16 protein-coding genes are annotated in these 21,508 nt (G+C 62.3%); 5 read left to right on the forward strand and 11 right to left on the reverse strand.

What is annotated here, in order from left to right:
- From LGM42_RS27755 to LGM42_RS27775, 5 genes are all read left to right on the forward strand, one after another.
- On the forward strand, window positions 1-3,635 hold a 3,635-nt coding region (locus tag LGM42_RS27755), incomplete at its 5' end, for a YadA family autotransporter adhesin (protein ID WP_226233958.1).
- A 124-nt stretch (window positions 3,636-3,759) separates the two neighbouring features.
- Window positions 3,760-4,428, forward strand: coding sequence for an OmpA family protein (locus LGM42_RS27760; RefSeq protein WP_226233870.1), 669 nt, complete (start codon window positions 3,760-3,762; stop codon window positions 4,426-4,428).
- 389 nt (window positions 4,429-4,817) lie between these two features.
- Entirely contained in the window at window positions 4,818-5,963 is a 1,146-nt protein-coding gene (locus LGM42_RS27765; RefSeq protein WP_104012520.1) for a DUF2827 domain-containing protein, read from the forward strand.
- A 14-nt stretch (window positions 5,964-5,977) separates the two neighbouring features.
- On the forward strand, window positions 5,978-7,132 hold the full coding sequence (locus LGM42_RS27770) for a DUF2827 domain-containing protein (protein WP_124863263.1): 1,155 nt from the start codon (window positions 5,978-5,980) through the stop codon (window positions 7,130-7,132).
- 28 nt (window positions 7,133-7,160) lie between these two features.
- Window positions 7,161-8,297, forward strand: a complete 1,137-nt coding sequence (locus LGM42_RS27775; RefSeq protein ID WP_060315308.1) for a DUF2827 family protein — start codon at window positions 7,161-7,163, stop codon at window positions 8,295-8,297.
- Window positions 8,298-8,321: 24 nt separating this feature from the next.
- Here LGM42_RS27775 and LGM42_RS27780 read toward each other — a convergent pair whose 3' ends face one another.
- The 11 genes from LGM42_RS27780 to LGM42_RS27830 form a co-directional block, all read right to left on the reverse strand.
- A complete protein-coding gene (locus LGM42_RS27780; RefSeq protein ID WP_226233871.1) occupies window positions 8,322-8,738 on the reverse strand; it encodes a hypothetical protein in 417 nt (138 codons plus the stop codon).
- Between the two features lie 72 nt (window positions 8,739-8,810).
- Window positions 8,811-9,614: an EAL domain-containing protein gene (locus LGM42_RS27785; RefSeq protein WP_226233873.1), complete on the reverse strand. Its 804-nt coding sequence runs from the start codon at window positions 9,612-9,614 to the stop codon at window positions 8,811-8,813.
- Between the two features lie 791 nt (window positions 9,615-10,405).
- Window positions 10,406-11,548: a DUF2827 domain-containing protein gene (locus tag LGM42_RS27790; RefSeq protein ID WP_226233875.1), complete on the reverse strand. Its 1,143-nt coding sequence runs from the start codon at window positions 11,546-11,548 to the stop codon at window positions 10,406-10,408.
- A 182-nt stretch (window positions 11,549-11,730) separates the two neighbouring features.
- Window positions 11,731-13,584: a type VI secretion system baseplate subunit TssF gene (tssF, locus tag LGM42_RS27795; RefSeq protein ID WP_226233960.1), complete on the reverse strand. Its 1,854-nt coding sequence runs from the start codon at window positions 13,582-13,584 to the stop codon at window positions 11,731-11,733.
- On the reverse strand, window positions 13,581-17,147 hold the full coding sequence (locus LGM42_RS27800) for an ImcF-related family protein (RefSeq protein WP_226233876.1): 3,567 nt from the start codon (window positions 17,145-17,147) through the stop codon (window positions 13,581-13,583). The genes tssF and LGM42_RS27800 overlap by 4 nt, the downstream gene beginning before the upstream one ends.
- Complete coding sequence (locus LGM42_RS27805) at window positions 17,113-18,441, reverse strand: hypothetical protein (RefSeq protein WP_226233877.1); 1,329 nt, start codon at window positions 18,439-18,441, stop codon at window positions 17,113-17,115. The genes LGM42_RS27800 and LGM42_RS27805 overlap by 35 nt, the downstream gene beginning before the upstream one ends.
- Window positions 18,441-18,701, reverse strand: coding sequence for a PAAR domain-containing protein (locus LGM42_RS27810; RefSeq protein WP_226233879.1), 261 nt, complete (start codon window positions 18,699-18,701; stop codon window positions 18,441-18,443). The genes LGM42_RS27805 and LGM42_RS27810 overlap by 1 nt, the downstream gene beginning before the upstream one ends.
- A gap of 20 nt (window positions 18,702-18,721) precedes the next feature.
- Complete coding sequence (locus tag LGM42_RS27815; RefSeq protein WP_226233881.1) at window positions 18,722-19,195, reverse strand: hypothetical protein; 474 nt, start codon at window positions 19,193-19,195, stop codon at window positions 18,722-18,724.
- 136 nt (window positions 19,196-19,331) lie between these two features.
- On the reverse strand, window positions 19,332-19,943 hold the full coding sequence (locus LGM42_RS27820; RefSeq protein WP_226233882.1) for a hypothetical protein: 612 nt from the start codon (window positions 19,941-19,943) through the stop codon (window positions 19,332-19,334).
- Window positions 19,944-20,054: 111 nt separating this feature from the next.
- On the reverse strand, window positions 20,055-20,708 hold the full coding sequence (locus LGM42_RS27825) for a hypothetical protein (RefSeq protein ID WP_226233884.1): 654 nt from the start codon (window positions 20,706-20,708) through the stop codon (window positions 20,055-20,057).
- Between the two features lie 154 nt (window positions 20,709-20,862).
- Window positions 20,863-21,327, reverse strand: a complete 465-nt coding sequence (locus LGM42_RS27830) for a hypothetical protein (RefSeq protein WP_226233885.1) — start codon at window positions 21,325-21,327, stop codon at window positions 20,863-20,865.
- Window positions 21,328-21,508 lie beyond the last annotated feature (181 nt).

Here is a 21,508-nt window from a genome sequence, read left to right on the forward strand (position 1 = left end):
TGTCGACTTCGACCTCGACCGGTATCAACTCGCTGTCCACCGGCCTGAGCTCCACCGACAGCTCGGTGTCGTCACTGTCGACCTCCACGTCGACCGGCTTGTCGTCCGCCAACAGCTCGATCACGTCCCTGTCGACTTCGACCTCGACCGGTATCAACTCGCTGTCCACCGGCCTGAGCTCCACCGACAGCTCGGTGTCGTCACTGTCGACCTCCACGTCGACCGGCTTGTCGTCCGCCAACAGCTCGATCACGTCGCTCTCGACTTCGACCTCGACGGGCCTCTCGTCGGCAAACAGCTCGATCACGTCCCTGTCGACCTCCACGTCGACCGGCCTGTCGTCCGCAAACAGCTCGATCACGTCCCTCTCGACCTCGACGTCGACTGGCCTCTCGTCGGCAAACAGCTCGATCACGTCCCTGTCGACTTCGACCTCGACGGGCCTCTCGTCGGCCAACAGCTCCATCACCTCGCTGTCGACTTCGACTTCGACCGGCCTGTCGTCCGCCAACAGCTCGATCACATCGCTGTCCACATCGACCTCGACCGGCATCAGCTCGCTGTCCACCGGCCTGAGCTCGACCGACAGCTCGGTGACATCGCTGTCGACCTCCACGTCGACTGGCTTGTCGTCCGCGAACAGCTCGATCACGTCGCTCTCGACTTCGACCTCGACGGGCCTCTCGTCGGCAAACAGCTCGATCACGTCCCTGTCGACCTCGACCTCGACCGGCATCAACTCGTTGTCAACGGGTCTCAGCTCGACCAATAGCTCGGTGACGTCGCTGTCGACTTCCACGTCCACTGGCCTCTCGTCGGCCACCAGCTCGATCACATCGCTGTCCACATCGACCTCGACCGGCATCAGCTCGCTGTCCACCGGCCTGAGCTCGACCGATAGCTCGGTGTCGTCGCTGTCGACCTCCACGTCGACCGGCTTGTCGTCCGCGAACAGCTCGATCACGTCCCTCTCGACCTCCACGTCGACCGGCCTGTCGTCGGCTAACAGCTCGATCACGTCCCTGTCGACCTCCACGTCGACCGGCCTGTCGTCCGCGAACAGCTCGATCACGTCCCTCTCGACCTCCACGTCGACCGGCCTGTCGTCGGCTAACAGCTCGATCACGTCCCTCTCGACCTCGACGTCGACTGGCCTCTCGTCGGCAAACAGCTCGATCACGTCCCTGTCGACTTCGACTTCGACCGGCCTGTCCTCCGCAAACAGTTCGATCACATCGCTGTCCACATCGACCTCGACCGGCGTCAACTCGCTGTCCACCGGCCTGAGCTCGACCAACAGCTCGGTGACGTCGCTGTCGACCTCCACGTCGACCGGCCTGTCCTCGGCCAACAGCTCGATCACGTCGCTCTCGACCTCGACCTCGACGGGCCTCTCGTCGGCTAACAGCTCAATCACCTCGCTGTCGACCTCGACTTCGACGGGCCTGTCGTCCGCGAACAGCTCCATCACGTCGCTCTCGACCTCGACTTCGACGGGCCTGTCGTCGGCCAACAGCTCGATCACGTCGCTCTCGACCTCGACGTCGACTGGCCTCTCGTCGGCAAACAGCTCGATCACGTCCCTGTCGACTTCGACTTCGACCGGCCTGTCCTCGGCAAACAGCTCGATCACCTCGCTGTCCACGTCGACCTCGACTGGCATCAACTCGCTGTCCACCGGCCTGAGCTCGACCAACAGCTCGGTGACGTCGCTGTCGACCTCCACGTCGACGGGCCTGTCGTCGGCCAACAGCTCCATCAGTTCCCTGTCGACTTCGACGTCGACCGGCCTGTCGTCCGCGACCAGCTCCATCACGTCCCTGTCGACCTCGACCTCGACCGGCATCAGCTCGTTGTCCACCGGCCTGAGCAGCACGGACAGCACGATCACGTCGCTGTCGACCTCGACGTCGACCGGCATCGGCTCGCTGTCCACCGGCCTGAGCAGCACCAACAGCGCGGTATCGTCGCTGTCGACCTCCACTTCGACCGCGATCAACGCCGCGAAGACGCATTACTACAGCGTCAACGACAACGGCGTGCAGCAAGCCAACTACGCGAACGACGGCGCCACGGGCACCAACGCCCTCGCCGCCGGCGTGAACGCCAGTGCGGCGGGCGCCAGCAGCGTGGCAGTCGGCGACGGCTCGAACGCGCAGACGGCAGGTGCGGTCGCGATCGGCCAGAACGCCTCGGCAACGGGCGGCAAGGCCGTGTCGATCGGCTCCGGCAACACGGCGTCCGGCGATGGCGCGGTCGCGATCGGCGATCCGAACGTGGCGACGGGTACCGGCGCAGTGGCGATGGGCGCGAACAACACGGCGACCGGCGACGGCGCGGTGTCGCTCGGCAACCAGAACACGGCAACCGGCGCCAGCGCGCTCGCCCTCGGCAGCGCGAACCAGGCCACCGCGGACAACACGATCGCGCTCGGCAGCCAGGCCACGGCCAGCGCCACCGGCGCCCAGGCCTACGGCTCGGCCGCCAAGGCCACGGCCGCCGACGCGCTCGCCTTCGGCACGAACGCACAAGCGAACGTCGCGAACTCGATCGCACTCGGCGCGAACTCGGTCACGGCGGCAGCCGTCGGCACGTCGAGCGCCACGATCGGCGGCGTCACGTACCCGTTCGCGGGCGGCTCGCCGGTCGGCGTGGTGAGCGTCGGCGCACCGGGCCAGGAACGCCAGATCACGAACGTCGCCGCGGGCCGCATCTCGGCCACGAGCACGGATGCGATCAACGGCAGCCAGCTCAACGCGACGAACACGGCGCTCAACACGCTGTCGACGTCCACCGCGTCGAACGTCGCGTCGCTGTCCACCGGCATCAACTCGCTGTCCACCGGGCTGAGCACGACCAACAGCAACGTGGCCTCGCTGTCCACGTCGACCTCGACCGCGATCAGCTCGCTGTCGACGGGCCTGAGCACGACGAACAGCACCGTCACCTCGCTGTCGACGTCGACGTCGACCGGTATCGGTTCGCTGTCGACCGGCCTGAGCACGACGAACAGCAACGTGGCGTCGCTGTCGACCGGCGTGACGAACATCAACAACCAGTTGAACCAGTTGTCGACGACGATCAACAACAACACGACGCGTGCAGTGAACAACAACGGCATCGCCGCCGACATGAACGGCACCGGCAGCGATCACCCGACCGTCACCGCCGGCTCGAACTCGGTGGCGATCGGCGCCGGCTCCAACGACGGCGGCCGCTCGAACGTGGTGTCGGTCGGCAGCGACACGCAGCAGCGCCAGATCACGAACGTCGCACCGGGTACGCAAGGCACCGACGCGGTGAACGTGAACCAGCTGACGCAGGTGCAGACGACGCTGTCGACGGCGCTGTCGGGACAGCAGGCGCAGATCAACTCGCTGGGTTCGCAACTGCAGCAGACCGACCAAATGGCGAAGCAGGGTATCGCGGCCGTGGGCGCGATGGCCTCGATCCCGCAGCTCGATCGCGACGCCAACTTCGGGATGGGCGTGGGCACGTCGACCTTCCTCGGCCAGAAGGCGATGGCGGTCAACATGCAGGCGCGCATCACGGAGAACCTGAAGGCGTCGATCAACGGCGGTTTCAGCGGCGGTCAGAAGGTGATCGGCGCCGGCGTGCTGTACCAGTGGAAGTAACGCGTCGCGCCGCCCGGCCGCCCGGCTCGCCAGCCGTCCGGCCCGCGGCGGCCTCGACGGCCAGACGAGCCCGCCGCGCAACCCGTGGCGGGCTTCAGTCAACCCAAGCATTGAGGATGTAACCGTGAACAAACTCGCTCTTGCGCTCGCGCTTTCCGCAACGGCCCTCGCCGCATGCTCGACCGCATCCGGTCCGACCTTCAGCGCCTCCGAACTGCAGCCGCGCGACGGCGTGCGCACCTTCCAGGTGGACTGCCACGGCCTGCTGTCGGGCCCGCAGACCTGCATGAAGGCCGCCCGCAAGATCTGCGGCGACGAGCCCGTGCGCGCCGTCGATTCGGCCCGCGCGCTGCGCGACCAATCCGATCCGGCCACGCTGGTCTTCCAGTGCGGCGTCGCACAGGCCGAAGCGGCCTCGGCCGCCACACCCGCACCCGCTGCCGCCGTCGTCGAGCGCGTGAACCTGTCGGGCGACGCGCTGTTCGCGACCGACCACGCGACGCTCGCACCGACCGCGCGCGAATCGCTCGACCGGCTGCTGAGCGAGCGCGCCGACCGCACGTACTCGCTGGTGACGGTCACCGGCTTCACCGATTCGGTGGGCAGCGACGACTATAACCTCGCACTGTCGAAGCGCCGCGCCGAATCGGTCGCCGCCTATTTGAAGGCGCATGGGCTGAAGACCGATTCGATGACGGTGTCGGGTCGCGGCAAGGCCGATCCGGTCGCCTCCAACGCGACGCCGGAAGGCCGCGCCAGCAACCGCCGCGTCGAAATCCGGCTGCAGCACTGAGCCGCCTGCGGCCGCCCATGCGGCCGCGCTATCCGGCGGGCCGCACCCGCCGCGCCGGAATTCCGCCGGACCACCGGGCGCCGCTTCGCCGGCGCCCGTCCCAGTTGGCCATCGGCTATGTCAAAGTTCGTCACGCCCTGCCAAAAACGGCGGTTTCCATGCCACAATCGCCGCAGACAGTCGCCGGGGCAGCCTGCCCGACGCGCGCCGTGCCGGGCGTGCCCGGCGACACGCCGGAATCCGGCTGCCGCCTTCGCGAATCTCGTCGCCCGATTCGCACACCGCGGCGCACCGGCGCGAATCCAACCATGACAACCCACGGCGCGCCGCTGCCGGCCAGACGCTCGACGCGATGCCCGGACGCACGACGCCGCAGAGGAAACCAACCGGTGACGGACATCAATGAAGCCGCCGCGGGCGGCACCCGCAAGCAACGGCCGGCGGTCGGCATCTCGCTGTTTGCGCGCGACGGCCAGGCGATCTGGGAAAACGGCATCCACCAGAACATCGCGTTCCTCGCGATGATGCTCAAGCGCTCGGACCGCGTCGGCCCCGTCTATTTCCTGAACGGCGGCGACGCCACTGCACTGCCGGCCGGGCTCGAACTCGACGGCCTCGACATCCCGCTCGTGAAACCCGCCGACGTCACACACGAACTCGACGTCGTGATCGAAATGGGCGCGCAGTTGCCGGTCGAATGGCTGCGGCACATGAAGGCGCTCGGCAAGAAGATCACCGCGTTCTTCTGCGGGCACGTGTATGCGGGCCTGTGCGAGACGCCGATCTTCGGGAAACCGTCGGGGCACGTGTTCAACGGCGCGCCGTTCGACGAAGTATGGCTGCTGCCGCAATACGACAAGACCGCCGCGCCGATGCTGCGAACGATCCTGCGCGCACCTGTTCACCTGATGCCGCACATCTGGTCGCCGTACTTCCTCGAGCGCCGCGTGGCCACGCTCGCCGACGAAGGCGCGACGTTCGGCTATCGGCCCGGCCAGCGGCCGTGGAGGCTCGCGACGCTCGAGCCGAACATCTCAGTCGCGAAGTCCTGTCACTACCCGATGCTCGCGTGCGACGCTTTCTACCGCGCGCGGCCTGATGCGGTGCAACACATGTTCGTCGTCAATTCGATGCACATGAAGGAACATCCGACCTTCCTGCACTTCGCGAACAGCCTCGATCTCGTGCGCCAGCACAAGGCGACGTTCGAACCGCGGCTCGACCTGCCGGGCTTCATGGCGCGCCACGCGGATGCGGTCGTGTCGCACCACTGGGAAAACGGACAGAACTATCTGTATTACGACGTGCTGTACGGCGGCTATCCGCTGATCCACAACTCGACGCTGATCGGCGACGCCGGCTATTACTACCCGGACTTCGATTCGGCCGCCGGCGGCCGCGCGCTGCTCGAAGCGTGGCTGCATCACGACGAACGCCTCGACGACTACCGCGCGAAAGCCGGCCGGCTGCTGCAGTCGGTCTCGATCGACAACCCCGCGAACCTCGACGCGTTCGTCTCGCGTCTGGTCGCCTGAACCGGAGCATACGCATGTCGGACTCCAATGCCCGTCAAGCGCCCGGCGAGGGCAAGCGTCTCGTCGTCGGCGTGTCGCTGTTCGTGCGCGGCGCCGGCCAGTCGCTGTGGGAAAACGGCATTTTCCAGAACTGCCTGCTGCTGATCCTGCTGCTGCGCCAGTCGCCGCTCGTCGCGGATGCCGTGATGGTCAACGGCGGCGAACAGGTCGCCGATCCGCAGATGATGCTCGGCGAGTGGAACGTGCCGCTGCTGTCGATGGACGAAGCGCTCGAGCGCTGCGACGTGCTGATCGAGATGAGCGCGCAATTCGGCGCGGACTACCTGCGCGCGTTCCGCGAGCGCGGCGGCAAGGTCGTCACGATGCGGGTCGGCAACGACTACGTGATCGACATCGAACGCGCGATGTTCGACAAGCCGTCGGGCTTCCTGTTCTCGGGCGCGCCGTACGACGCGGTGTGGACGATTCCCGAATTCGAGCGCTCGTGCCTGCACTATTACCAGACGGGCTTGCGCGCACCGGTCACGATCGTCCCGCACATCTGGCATCCGATGCTGTTCGACAAGGCGCGCGCGACGCTCGGCGCCGGTTTGTCGTTCGGCTATCAGCCCGGCAAGCCCCGGTGGCGCGTGACGATGTTCGAGCCGAACATCTGCATGGTGAAGACCAGCATCATCCCGATGCTGATCACGGAGGAAGCCTACCGCGCGAATCCGGCGTTCCTCGAGTTCGTGCGCGTGTGCAACACGATCCACCTGAAGGAACATCCGACGTTCGTGCACTTCGCGAAGAGCCTCGACATCGTGAACCACGGGATCACGACGTTCGAAAGCCGCTACGCGGTGTACGAGTTCATGGCCGCGTACGGCGACGCGGTGGTGTCGCACACGTGGGAGAACGCGCAGAACTACCTGTATTACGAGCTGCTGTACGGCGACTATCCGCTGATCCACAACTCGCCGTTCCTCGGCAAGGCCGGGTATTTCTATCCGGACTTCGACTGCCAGGCGGGCGGTCGCGCGCTGCTGCAGGCGTTCGCCGAGCACGACGCGAATCTCGACGCGTATCGCGAGCAGTCGAGGCACGTGCTCGACTCGGTCAGCATCTACAACCCCGAGAACGTCGCGGCCTATACGGACGCGATCGCCACGCTCTATCGCGACGCGTGACCTGTTTCCGCCCCACGGAGCCGATCCGATGAAACTCAATGTCGCGATAACGATGAACGTGCAGCGCGACGCGACGCAGTCGATCTGGTACAACGGCGCGAACCAGCACTGCGTGTACCTGTACATGCTGCTGAAGCAGTCGCCGCTGATCGGCGAGGTCTGGCTCGCGCACGACGACGGCGTCACCGAGTATCCGCAGGCGTTGATGATGGACGCGTTCGGCGACGCGCTGCGGCCGCTGTCGGCCGTTGTCCACCAGACCGACCTGCTGATCGAGATGAACGCGTTCATCGACCCGTCGCACACGGACGTCGTGCGCCGGCGCGGCGGCAAGTGCGTGTCGTACCGCTTCGGCAACGACTACGTGATCGCGGTCGAGACGATCAACTTCGAGAAGAACGACTGGCGACCGAACCCGCACCGCGTGCAGTTCGACGAGATCTGGACCAATCCGCAGCACATGCACACGTGCGCCGCGTATTTCCAGGCCGTGTACCGCGCGCCGGTGATCGAGCTGCCGCATATCTGGTCGCCGTATTTCATCGAACGCAGCCTCGACGCCGATCCCGAGCTGAAGGCGCGCTTCGGCTATCGCAACCACGGCCCGGCCAAGCGCATCGCGTTCTTCGAGCCGAACCTGAACGTCGTGAAGAGCGCGATCGTGCCGATGCTCGCCGCGAACGCGTGCTACGTCGACCATCCGGAACTCGTCGAGCACGTGTACATGACCAACACGTTCGACAAGAAGGAGAACGTCGCCTTCAAGCATCTCGCGCTCGGGCTCGAGATGGTGCGCGACGGCAAGGCCACCGCCGACGTGCGCGCACCGTTCGTCGCGTGGGCCGCGCATCACACCGACATCGTCGTGTCGCACCACTGGGAAAACGGCCTGAACTACCTGCTGTACGACGCGCTGTACGGCAACTACCCGCTCGTGCACAACTCGCCGTTCCTGCGCGACGTCGGCTACTACTATCCGGACTTCGAGATCTTCGATGCGGCGCGCGCGATCGCGACCGCCGCGCAGACGCACGACGCACGGCTCATCGACTACGCGGCCGCCGCCCGGCGCTGCCTGCACCAGGTCGACGCGCTCGCCGAGCACAACGTGCGTGCCTATTCCACGCAGATCCAACACCTGTTCGCCGATCGCCCGCTCGGCTGATTGCGATCGCACGCGCCCGTCGCGTTACACGCGTACCCGATCGCCGCTTTGCGCGGCGAACGCGCGGCCGTGCCGCCGCCCGATGCGCGCGAGCACCGCGAAACAACGGGCCGCCGACCGGCCCGCGCGGCCCGATTGCCTGACGAGGCTGTCGCATACGCCGCGCGCGATCGCCGACTCGTCACCGCACGCGCCGGCAATGACGCCCGCGTAATAGTGCCGCGCCGCCAGCTCGCGGCCGCCCGCGTCGAGCGGGTTCATCCGCTGAATGCGGCGCGCGACGGTCGTCAGGCCGTCGAGATAGGGCGCGACATCGATCGGTGCATCGGGCGACTCGGCGCCCAGTTGCCCCAGGATGTCGGCCAGTTCGGCGAGGGCGATCAGGCCGCGCACATCGGTTGCCTGCGTGCCCGTTCCGCCTCCGGCTTTCGTCTCCGCCATCTCCACGCCCCTTTTTGCGATTCGTCCCGCCCCCGACGCGCATCCCGCGCGCCGCCCTGCCCGTTGCCGCGATCACGCGGCGGCCGGCGACCGCCACGAAAAGCGGATGCCCTGCGCCCACGCGACGCCGGCATCCACGATGATCTGCCGGTCCATCTCGCTTTCCACGCCCTCGACGACGACGTGCCGCGCACCTTCATGCGCAAACGCGATCAACCGGCGAAACCGGTATCGCCCGATCGCGTTGCGCTTGATCATCGACAGAATCGAGCGGTCGAGCTTCACGATGTCGGGATTGCCGACCACCAGATTGTTCAATGCACTGAAACCGACACCGAAATCGTCGATCGCGATCCGGCACCCGGCGCGCCGGAGGCGGTCCACGAACGACCGGCCCGCGACAGGGTTCAGCGGCCCCGTCTCCGTGATTTCGACCACCAGCCGCGCCGCCACCGACGGCTCGCACTCGAGCCGCCTGAAGATCCCGAGCCACGCGTCATCCACGACCGCACTGGCCGCCGCGATGTTGCACCCGTACACGGCACCGGGATCGGCGCGCAGCGCGTCGATCATCCGGCCGACCACCAACCGGTCGAACCAGCGCATCAGCCCGAGCGCTTCGAGGCGCGGCAGGAAGGCGAGCGGCGGCAGCGCGTCGCGCTCGCCCCATCGCAGCCGCGCCAGGCATTCCTGGTACAGCACGCCGCCCGACAGGTCGGCGCGGCACACGGGCTCGCGCGCGAAACCGAGCCGGCTTTCGACGAAACTGCGTACCGACGCGAGGTCGGGATGATCGTCGCGCGCGCCGAACACGCGGTCGATTTCGTCGCGATTCGCTTTCCGATTCGCCTCCTGGCGAGCTTCGACCGCATTCATCCGGCGCTCCGGCAAATGGCGAGCCGCCGATCGCGGCTCGACCTCAACACATCAGCGGAACGAGCCGACCTCGACGCGCTCCGCCGCCCTACCCGGCCCATCCTGTCATGTCGATTTTTCCGGGGAGCGGATTGTTCGCTGCGGCGCCGTCAAATTCGATATTTTTTGCGATATTCGGTTACCTGAAATACATCACGCACGCGCGATGCCGACAGTGCGACAGGTTACACAACCCGAATTACAAGGAACCCGAAGCTTGAGTCGTTTATCTTTTTCGTCGAAACAGTTTTATCTGAATCGTCTCTTCGCGAATTCCCCGTCTCGAGAATCAGGGCACCGTCAATTGATCTGACCAATACCGTGCCGTGAAGTACCGATCACGCGCGACAGGCCGCGGTGAAACACCGTTCCCCATACACGAGCCGCCCCGCGAGAAACCCGTTTCCGCCCGCCATTCGATCATCGCGGCATTCAATTTTCACGTTTCAAACGATATTATTAAAATTCCATGTGGAATCAATCTTCATTTAATCAATAATACCAACTTCAATTATATGAAGATTATAGATTGAAACATATTTAACAATCTTTCCAACTTGTTAACCTATAAACTTGTTTTTGACGGACTTCCCTCGGAGCCGTCAATTTCGTGCCTTCGAAAACCGTCGAACCGATCGCGTTCGGCGGTTTCTTTTTTAACGGCATGATTTCGTCAGACATGAGGGCGGGACAAACCCGGCGGCGGCGGACGGCGCGCAGGCCGCAACGAACCGGTACCGCGGAAAATCGGCTCAGGCGGCCGTCGCGCCGATCAGGTTCGCGAGCAGCGCGTCATACTCGGCGACGAGCGCCGGATTCGACGACGTGTAACGGCCGAGGATCTCGCGCTGGCGCCGCGTGTACGCCTGCCAGTCGTCGTCGTGCGTATGCAGCGCGCGCAGCAGCGCATCGGCGCCTTGCTGCACGTCGTTGTCCGGATAGTAGTAGCCGAGATCGGGCGCGAGGCTCGCGTTGTGCACCAGCGGATAGCCCTGCCAGCACACGTCGAAATAGAAATAGTTGAGCGGGTTCGACCACTGGTGCGACACGACGATATCGGTCAGGTCGGCCAGGAACAGCGGCGTATCGAAACGCCCGACGAAGCTCGCCTTGCCCGCGCGCACGATGTCGAGGTAGTTCATCAGCATCACGAACTCCGGGCTGTCGTGCGCGAGGCGATCGGCGTTCGTCACGTGCGTGAAGCAGATCGCGTCCGGGTCGCGGCGATACGCTTCGTCGATGATCAGCATCGGATACACGCAGAACTTCACGACGTTGTGGTTCGGCTCCATCACCGTGAGCCGCTTGCCGGGCTCGCTGCGCGGCCGGTATTCGCCGTGCTCGGGCAGTGAGCGCGCGCGTTCGGTCAGGAACATCGGATCCCACACGAACGGCACGACGCGCCCCGGGCAGCGGCGCAGCGACTGCAGGAACGGCAGCGACGACGGCGCGATCTGCGGAATCGCCCACACCTCGTCGTAGCCGCGGTTGATGAACAGCGAATCCCACAGCCGGCGGCCGAACAGCATCGACTCCATCGCGTTGATGTACTCGACGCCGCAGCAATAGCTGACGAGCTTCACGCCGCGCGCTTTCAGGTAGGCCGTCTGCTCGCCGTCGATCTGGCCGCCAAGCTCGATCATCACGTCGAGCGCGTCCTTCATGTCGGCGAACGCGCGCGTGTCGTACACGCTGCGGTCCCACGGCAGCGCGTCGGTCAGCGGCACGTCGGTCGTGTTCACCAGCGTCACGCGGTAGCCGTGCGGCGACGCCATCAGCAGCTTCGCGAGGAACAGCGCGTTCTGCTTGATGCCGTTGATCCACAGGCTTTCGTCGGGGGCACGCAATCCGATCGTGATGCCGATGCGCAGGCCGGTCAGGACAGGAGACGTCATCGTCGGCAGGATGGAAAGTTGAACGGGGATGGCATGGCGCAGTGTAGCGCGCGAAGCGCCGCCTGCGTCAAGCAGCGGCAATCCGGCATTCTAGCGGAGCGCCGGCCGCACACTGTCAGGGATGGTCAGCGGCGGGTCCGCTACCAGTCGAATGCTTCGCATCCTCCGATGGTTTCTCGGTATCACAACCAGTCTCCCGTCTTGCTCACGCACGGATAGCGCCGAATCGGCCCCCCGACGCCTTCGTACAGAACGAGTCGCACTGCAAAGTGGCAACACGCGTAGCGGCCTACGAAGCGGCTGAGTACGTCGCCGAACAGCGCGACGTCGCCCGGCCCGGCGAAACCCGACGGCTCGATACCCACGTTCACATTCACGATGCGATCGACGCGCATACCCACCCGTTCCGTTTCCTCGTCGAGCCACACGTAGTCGATCGCCTCGATACGTCGCCGGTTATCGTCCTGTCGCGTCCAGTCGTACAACGACAGCGCGCCGCGCAGCACGTTCGCGTCCATCATGTTCAGTTCGCCCGCACCGGCCGTGTTGAAGTGAGAAATCACCCGCCAGTCATAGTCGCGTCCGCGCGGCGGATACAGCGGCATCGTCGGGGCCGTCAGGTTGCATACGCGCTCGACACCGTTAAAGGTCGAAGCAGGCGTGGCAATCGTCGATTCACGCAGGGCCATGCGCGGCAATCGGCCATTGTTTGCCAATACCCGGACCGTCACGTGCGCGTCCGGCAAGCTGCCCGGCTCATCCCATGAATGCCCGCCCAACGTCACGACCATCTCGCGCTGGCCGGTCACGCCTTGCCGAATCGATGCGTGGTAGTAGCGATCCGGCGATTCGTGCCGCATCATCCCGCCGCGGTGACGGAATTCCTTGATCGACCGATACGCGTATTGATTGGCGGTGCGCGGATCGGTCGCCACGACCGACAGCGCATCGTAGGGCTCGACGTGCTCGCCCGCCGACCTGGGAGGGAGCACCGGATAGTCGCGATCGTGTCCGTTGGGCCGGATTGCCTGCGCGTCCAGCTCGAACAGGTTGATCACCGGCGTGCAGAACAACCGGATATTGTCCGCGCCGAACGTGGCGTCACCGGGTATCCGATCCCGGATCACGATTTCGAATTCAAGACGCGTTTCGCCCGGTGGCACACTCGCCGCGTCGAAACCGCACAAGTCGACGAAGTGGAACTTCTCGGGGAACGCGAAATATTCGAGCATCGTCTGCTCGCGATCGAGAGCGGCGTCGCGTGCGTCGTGATCGACCGGCCACAGTCGCTCCTGTGCGCCAAAGCCGGCCGCCTCGAACTTCATCGCCGGACGCGGCTGTAGCTGGCCGTCGAGCAGGCGCGGCATGCGCACGCCGATCGACTCGACCTGGCGCGTGAACACTGCGTACAGCGCGGATGCGGTCGGCCGGTCGCCATGCAGGTAAAGCCGGATACGCGACAGGTCATCCAGCAACCGCTGCTCGCGGTGCAGCAGGTCGAACGCGAGCCGAATCACCGTGCGACCGTCCTCGCGCATACGCGCACCCGCCTCGCGCACGCCGAGCGGCAACAGGCTTACCGCCTGAGTGGTCCGATAAACGCATATCGTCCCGTCCCGGCCGACCGGTGTCGAATGAACCTGTAACCCCGGCGGCAACGTATCGAGAATCCGCGCCTCGCCGGTGCGGGGCATGCACGCAAGGATCGCCAGCGACGGAATCGTGCGACCCGCATGCGGCCAAAGGTGGTCGATCAGCGGATCGGTGATTTCCGAATAGGCGTCGTCGAGCTTCATGCGCAGCCGGCTCGTGAGGAAAGCGAAGCCCTCGTAAGTCTGCTCGACACTGTCGTGGAGTGCACCGGGCATCATCGTCATTCCCACACGGCGGGCGCCTTGCGGCTGTTCCTTCGCAAATTCCCGCGCCGCTTCGCGCAGGTAGCGCATCTCGGCATCGAAGTAGCGCAGGTACGGATCGTCCTCCGCGCCGAAGCCAACGCCTTCGGGTATCACCGGTTCGTTTTTGCCTTCACTCATGGCTGGAGATCCTGTGGCAGCGGCGGCAGGAGCGGCATGGTAGACACGACACCGGCGTTGCCGACGATGAAAATGCGATCGGGCATTCGGAATCCGCGCAGTTTCAGTAGGCCAATCGGCCCGGCGCCGACCTGTGTGCGCAGCACATACGAAAGCGGCTCGCTGCTCCCGGTGTTCCACGTGAGCCGATAGCGCGTGCTATCAAGCTGCGTGACGTCCGCCTTGCTCAGCAGACGCAGGAACGCCCAATCGCCGGTCGAATCAAACGCCTGCCGCAGGCCCGCGTCGAGCGTCTGCCACGTGAGCCCCGCGTGTCCGTTCAGGCCATTGCCTGGCCACGCCAGCGGCGTCCAGCGTTCCTGCTGATTGAAATAGACGATCTGCTTGCCGTCGATCGACAGTTCCGAGCGTGTTACCTCCGGCGTCGGCAGGGCCATCATTTCGAATTTCTGTCCCGCGTCGCCCTGCAAGTAGAGCTGTGCGCCCACCGTCGACAGCTGCCGGACGGCGCTCAGGAATTTCGGATCGAACTGCAGCGCCTGCGGCGCAAACTCGTTCGGCGCCCAGTGATCGCCCTCCAGCTTCATCACGCCGGCCAGTTGTGTAGTGACGAAACGCGAAATCAATCCGGTGTCGGGCCGCACATAGCGGCCAAGCTCAGCGAAGGATGCATCGGCCTGCGTATCGAAGAACGGATAGCGGCCGCTCATCGCCGCGTTGAAGGGCGCGGCAACGCTGGCTCGCCATGCGTCGTTCAGGCTCGCCGCGGCCGGTTGCAGGATCGTCTGCCATGCGGCCTCGAGTGGCTGCGCAAACACCGCGTCGCCAAAACCCGCCCACGCCGTACCCAGACTTGCAGCCGTCAGCGCTGCGTCATCGCGTGCTTGGGACAGCTCCGACAACTTCCCCTGGAATACCGCCTGCGCGAGCGAGCGCGCCATCGCCTGCGCATCCGGACTGCCGGAAATCTGCTGCAACTTCAGCCGCATCGTCGTGACTGCCGTCAGGTAGCGCGACAGGCTCACACCGGTCAGCGCGATACCGGCCGGCAGAGCGCTCTTCGCGTTTGCAGCGGCCGGCGACGCGCCCGTGTCGCTCATCAGCATGAGCAGCGGACCGAACGGCTTGTCGAGCGGGCTCACGACGGCCGCCCCTGCCTGCTCGTCCGTGCCGATCAGGTCTTGCGCCTTGCGCACCAGCGTGTCAACCAGCGCCTGCGACGGGCGGCCCGCCTGGGCCTGATACCGCACGGATTTCATCAGCGCGATCAACGGCGAGGTCTGTGCATCCGCGAGCCGCGAAAGCTGTGCCACCGCACCGCCGAGATTGGATGCCGGCTGCCATTTCATACTGTTGAGTATGCGCTGCCACGCAGCCGTGTACTCGTCAAAATAGCGCGCCGTCAGCCGCTGCTTCAGTTCCTCGGCCGCGCGCTTCTCGTCGACGATTGGCTTGGCTTGGACCATGCCCTGCGCGAGCGTATTGCCAATCGGCTGCGGCGCCTGCGAACCGGTCAACACCCAGTCACCGCTCACCCGGCGTTCGCGGGATGCCTTGTCGATCGCCGCAGCGATCATCCCGTCCCATGCCGCGCGCGTATAGATTCCCGGTACAGTCTGCGACGCCGTGAACATCCCGTAGGCATCGGAACCGTTCAAAAGGGTTTCGAGCGACGCGTCGGCGTATTTGTTCGTAACGTCGTCGAGAATACTTTGGTACACCGTGTCGTCGGCCGATGCGAGTCCCATTTGCGTGATCAACATGTTCCGGGTCGCGGTCACAACACCGTCGTCCATCGCGATCCGCCATTCGGGATGCGCTTTGAGGTGATCGGCGTAAAACGCCGCGAGCCGCCGGCCGGTATCGTCGCGCTCGCCTAGCGACATCTCGACGGGTCTCGGCCACAAGGCGACCAGCAGGCGCCTTAGAAACGCCGGATCGGCTCGCGACGGATCGCCAAGCATCAGGTAAGTCTTGAGCGCATTGTAGGTACTGCTGCGTATGTCCTGCGATTGAAGGCTGTCGGCGCGCGCCTGGTCCGCGGCTTTCAGCAGCCCGTCGATCGTTTGCACGACGGGTATCTGCAAGTTACGGGTCGCCGCGATTCGGTATGGTTGCCAGAGGCCGCTCAGGATTTCGTCATTGCGCGACAGGCCCGCGCGCAGGTACCACGGTGCGCCATGCTGCTGCCGGTATTCAAGCTTTTCCATCAACTGCTGTAGCGCGAGTTGCGTGCGCCAGGCAACTGCAGTCTGTGGCCGGGCGCCGATGGCAGCATTCGCCGTCGCCTGCGCCTCGCGCATGAGTTGCTGGTTGCCAATGAACGACGTGGTCATCCATACGCACCATGCAATCGTGGCAAGGGTCACACACATCGCCAGCGCGTTCGACCAGTAGAACCCCACGCGCCGACCATTGCCTCGTCGATTGGCAATTTCCAGCCACGTCGGCAACAACGCGGCGGGTTGCCTCGCGAACTCAACCGTTCCGTTCGGAACAGTTGCAGCGTTTGGCGCCGCGCCCCCGTCCCCACCCTCGGCGACCGGGGCAGGCGTCGGCATGGTCACCGTCGTTGCGAATACGGGTGCGAACATCACGCCCGCCAGCGGGGCTCGCAAACAGTGCGAAGCAAGTAGCGCTTGCCAGCTCGCGGCGATGTGTTCGTGCTGTTTACCAATGTATCGCGAGATCTCGGCGAGACAGGTGATGTGCGAGGCTTCCGTACAAAGCCGCACGCCTGCGTCCGCCGTATCACGTTCGATAGCGGCAAGCTGATCGCGCAAGGTGGCGACCGCCGCGGGCGCCCCGTTGTGTGCGAGTTGCGAAAATGCGCCAATCGCGTCGAACGTCTCGGGGCTCCCTCCCCGCACGGGCACCGCATGCAGGAAGGTAACGGGCGCGGCCCAGCCGAGATCGTTCGCGAGCGCGGCAAGCACACGCGGCAGCTCGGTATCGCGCTCATCCGCGTCCGTAACCTGCACCACGCTATCGACCGGCCGGCGACGACGCAGCATCCAGATTTGGCGGCGCCACTCACCCGCCTCGATACCGTCGGGTTCGGCGTGCACGAGGATCGCGTTGCCGACGGACATCGCACCCGCGCGCTTGAGGCCGGGCGCGACTTTGTCGATCAACACGTTCGTCCCGTTCACCAGCAGCCATGGTGACCGGTATCGCCAGCGCCAGCCTTGCGAGACACGTAGCTCATCGACCATACGTTGCAGACGGGCATCGCGTTTCAGCGGCTTCCGCGCCTTCGTCGTGTCGCCGGTCTCCTTGCGAAACATCTGTCCGGCGACGGCATACGCGCCGATGAAAAACAAGCTGAGGTGAATAGCGATGAAGAGAATCAGGGCGATGACGATGACGATCACGACCTGCATACGCGCCATGCCGGGCGAGAGATCGAACAGATCGCCGCGGCCCCACACGAGGCCAATCGCGAACGCGGCGGCGATCAGCGCAGCAGCGATCACGCCCCAGAGCGCGACGCGTCCAGAAGGCGCAGATTCGACAGTATGGGCCGAGTCAAGCGGTCGCAAGGTCAGTTTCGGATCGATCATGCTGAGTGTGTTCAGGCAACAAAGTTTCCTTCCCATGCGTACCGGGAAGGACGTGAACAATGGCCGACTGCACGCCATCGACGATCAGTTGCGGCGTGCCCGCCGCACCCCATTCGCTTGCGGCTGCGACGGACAGCCAGCCGCTGGCGCTACCGAAATCGCCCACGATGTAGGCGAGGTCGCATTGGGCATCGCCACTCGCAAGCGCATCCAGGTTCGCGATACGCAGCCCCTGATTGCACCGCTTGACGGCACGCGTGACCCATGCACGCGTCACGGCGGCGAAATCCGCGCTGCCCCATATCACGGCATTCGCGAAGCCGTACTCGATCTCGTCGGCCTTGCCCTCGACGGGTCGATGCAGGGCTGCCATCACGGGCACATCTTCCGGTAGAGCGTAGAAGCCGGCATCGAGCAGTATCGCGACACATCCCTCCGTGCTACCGGTCGGAGGCTGTTCTTCGTGCCATACCGTTGCAATCACAAGCAGCGGGCATGCCTCGCGAGCGTCGAGCCATGCGTCGGCCACCAGCAACCCGTGCGAAGCAGGTACGGCCAACACGGTGAGCGATGGCAGGCCCGCCAATTGGAGCGCGTCGCGCACCTCGTGTTCGCGCAAAGCTTCCTCGCCGGGTTCGGCCAGCACACGCACCTTTGGCCAGTAAGCTGATTCATACTGCGTGAGCGTGTGCAGGATCGGGGTGAGCGGGTCAAGCGCTTCGGCGATCTTGAGTGCAAGCTCGGTAACAGGTCGCGTTGGAGCCGCATCGACTACCGCATCGGCCACGCTTTCCTGCGCCGGATCAGCCACGTCGGGTTCATCGAATGTTTCCGGAGGATCATCAAAGCGGCAATGCTCGACGACACCTGCGCCAAAACGGGGCTGCTGCTGTCGCGGCAGACGCGCGCCAACACGAATCGCCTGGGCAAGCGTCTGATCGTTCAAGGGCAAGCAGTAGCCGATGCCAAGCACCCGTAGCGGCTGCTGCGCGAAACGGATGCGCTCCGCCAGCCATCGGTCGCGATGGAGGTTGCGGTGATACGCGCGATACCACACGGCCTCATAGCGCGCTCGCTCGATCGCAAAGAGAAAGCCGAAAAAACCGTTCGGGATACCGGCGACGCAGAACCAGAACCATGGGCTGCCCGCGCGTTCACCCTTCGGCCATATCAGCAGGACAACGGCCGCTCCGGACACCGCGCAGGTCAGCCAAATGCAGAACCACCACGGCCAGAACCGTGGGCGGCGCGGATAAGCGCTCGGGTGCCCCGCTTGAGAGAGGTCGACGGGCATTATTCGAAGTGGACGTTCGGCAGCGACGAGATCAACCGACAGCCACATGCGCAGCGATGGCCGTCCAGCGCGAATGGCTTGTGGTCGCGATCGGGAAACTTGTCGGCGCCCTCGTCAATGACAGTCCGGCCGTGCAGTTCGCAGGTCGCCTCGTCGCCTTTACGAGCAAGCGGGCGGCCCATGAATGTCGTCCAGGGCGAGCCGCTGGTGACTTCGCCGCCGTGCTCGAGTTTGTCGGCTTTGCGGATGGGAGATTTCATAACAGCCTCAAAGTCAGTTGTTAATCTTTGCATTTCTGCATTGAAAACTGTGGCTCCGACCCTGGATCAGAAGACTTGATTTTCATATCTTTTATATCTATGACATCAAATCCAAAACGGCTAGAAATTAACATCGACCTCCGATCAGAACCAATCGCAACATCATATATCCCGCCGCCGTATGTTCTTTTTAAAATCATTCCCAACTTAGGTTTTAATATATAAATTGAAAGAAATGTTGCTTGAGGACTGCGAAGATCTATCTTGTTTGGCAACCCATAAACAACGAAACTCTTTTCATCCAAAGAAAAAACACCCCCATCAATACTGTGATCAATTTTAACTACCCTTATTTCCTTCCCGTCTCGCTTAACGAGCATTTCGGCTTGACCAGTAGCCTGCGCTGAATATCTTCCGTCACAAGACGTAACAACTTGCGCACGCGCATTCGACAGTAAAATTGTCAACAATAAAATTAGGATAAACTTCTTCATGCCTTGTCTCCCAATATTTGTTGCGCCTTTTGTCCGTCCGTCCGGCGTATTGCCCGCCTCGCAGAACAATCATTTCTTGTCGCGCACGAAATTTTTCCATACATCGACCACAAAAACCGCCAACGCGCATCAATAATCATCTTCGAAAATTGAATAATCTTTCGCACGTTTTACTGTCAATTTCGACCGATCTTCCCGCTCGTATTTCAACGATTTCAAATTTTGAGTCTTTCCCACATCGATGTCGATCCAACGACATATACTTTCCATCAAGTGATATAACAGGATTCATATCTGAAGATGCCTCCTCTTCTAATTTGGACTTACTTACAGTGATTCGATAGAATCCTGGAATTTCAACCAAACTCCTGTCACTGCCGATCCTCCCAACAATCGCCACAAAACCCAAGGGAGAAACAGTAACCGGCACCATTGATGCATAAATTCCCGTCTTGACGTTTACGTCCGAGAGGAAGCCCACATGCGGGGCTGCGCGCCTCACATGAACCGGCTTGCTGGCCTTGCAATGATTTAGTTCATTGACAAGAACGTAGTCAGTACCGGACACGATAACCGCCTCACCGTCGGAACTCAGCGTAGTGTGTATTGGTTCTTTGTCGATTAAGCAGTGAACGTCCTCAGTCATCGTTCGCACGGTCAAATCGAAAGATTTTACTGTGGTCGCAACACTAGTAGTCCGGCAGCAACCTTGAGCCGAGGCAGCCAGCAGACCAATAAGTACGAACATTTTTACTTTCAAAGGAGAACCTCCCTGACCACGCAAATATATTAAATCCTCTTATCAAACCCACTCAATCATCGCTGACAATAATTGGTGCAATTACCCCCCTCACAACAATCATTTATTTTTCGGCAGCGAATTTGAATATTTTTTCTCTAGTACCTTTCGAATCGATTCAGCATCCTTATAACGAGCATGCGTTGAGCGCCCATCGCGGAAACCACATTCACATTGGTTCAAGAAAGGTGCGCTGGCATCACTTTGCAGTCCGGCAAAGACAGCTCCCGCTTGAGGATCGCCAGTCAACTTATAGACATAGCCATCGTAATACTCCCCACCGTAGTCGTAATGATTCAGTGGCATTCGCACCAAAACAACGACCTCCTTACTCTTTCGATCATGATCTGCATTCGCAAAAAACACAGTATAAATTTCAGGAACCCCATCATCCTTCACATAACGATCGAATAATACATCGCGCCAAATATGATTCTTATCATAAAATATTAGATGCGCATCAAGCACGTAAGGCCCATCACCTTTAGCATAATCCGGAAAACTAGATGTATTCGCGACAAAATAAATATACACCCCTTGCATTGCGGGTGCCGCATCGATGATCGGCGGCTGCAATTTATGAACTTCTCCAATACGGGCCTTTATTTCCGCCTGAATAGTGGCTGGAACATCGGCCGCATAGACTCGATGCACTGAGAACAGACAAAATAACACCAGCGAGACACCGAATACAAATCCGTGTCGACCACCCATAATAGCCAACCCTCAAAAAATCAACCCCAAAAAATTCCCAATCGATAAGTACGCACCGCCCCTCAAAAGCACACGTTATTTATAATTTATCTCGAGTTTTCATCTTTTTTATTGACGATCCATTATTCTCATTTCCGCTAAATTAAGCCATTTATCACCTCTCAACCGACAACCTAGTAATACACCTTTTAGGAACATTTCTACTCCAATAAGTGCTAACCAAATAACGCCTCTTTTCATCCATCCTAAGGTTAGCAAATTCATCCCTGCATGAAGGAAACCTCTCCACAAACTCATTAGACGATGGGGGAAACGTGAAAACCCTATCGACTTCATACGTCCCCATTCCATCGTCCGTATGCGACACCCAAAAGCCGAGCCGCCCGCTAAAATCATAACTACCGATTTTTATACTAATTGGCTTTTCTGAATCGATAAATATTTCCCCCTGCTTAACCCCGCTCTTTCCAGATAAGCTCCAAAACAAATTTTGCCCCTTAATTCTCACTACGGCCATGATCCCCGGAGATGGAGCAAAGGTCCTTAAAACATCATCAGCCCACGCGAAAAATGATGTCGAGAACATCACTACAGCCAGCAAAGTCCTGATAATCTTCATTGATCACTCCGGCTTAAGCATGTTTACCAACACCGTTTTTTGAGGCGAGGCGGATTAGCTAACACCACCCCATCAACATCAACTCCATCGCCCAAGACGCGCGTTCTAAATACTGAGTACGGCTGCCTCTCACCGCATCCACTTTCACCACCATTAACGAGCCGATTCATAAAATCTACGT

Origin of the sequence: Burkholderia sp. AU39826 (assembly GCF_020419965.1) — a bacterium.
Taxonomy (GTDB): Bacteria; Pseudomonadota; Gammaproteobacteria; order Burkholderiales; family Burkholderiaceae; genus Burkholderia; species Burkholderia semiarida.